Origin of the sequence: Tritonibacter sp. SIMBA_163 (assembly GCF_046535935.1) — a bacterium.
GTDB lineage: Bacteria > Pseudomonadota > Alphaproteobacteria > Rhodobacterales > Rhodobacteraceae > Epibacterium > Epibacterium scottomollicae.
This window is the reverse complement of sequence record NZ_JAWJBP010000528.1, coordinates 1-268: the sequence shown is the minus strand read 5'-3', so window position 1 is coordinate 268 and position 268 is coordinate 1. Positions and strand designations below refer to the sequence as shown.

Annotated in this window: 1 protein-coding gene; it reads left to right on the top strand. The window is 66.0% G+C overall.

The window, feature by feature from the left end; genetic code table 11:
- Positions 1-19: 19 nt before the first annotated feature.
- Positions 20-268 (top strand): hypothetical protein (locus tag R0J92_RS23390; RefSeq protein WP_411053434.1); only part of this gene is annotated, 249 nt, incomplete at its 3' end.

The window sequence follows — 268 nt, the reverse complement described above, 5'->3', positions numbered from 1 at the left end:
CAATCCGAAGGTCGACCAGTTGGTCGAGCTGACTCAGCGTCTGGCCGAACAGCAACAGGCCCTGCAAGGCCGGCTCGATCAGGTTGCCACCGCCGACGCCCAGGCGCAGACGCACTTGGCCGACCGTATGCAGGCCCAGGAACGCCATATCGCCGAGGCGTTGGACAAGCGCCTGGGCGAGTTGCAGCGTCGCGTGGGCGAGACCTTGGAGAACTCCTCCCAGAAGACCAGCGAGACGCTGGGCCATGTGCGCGAGCGCTTGAGCGTG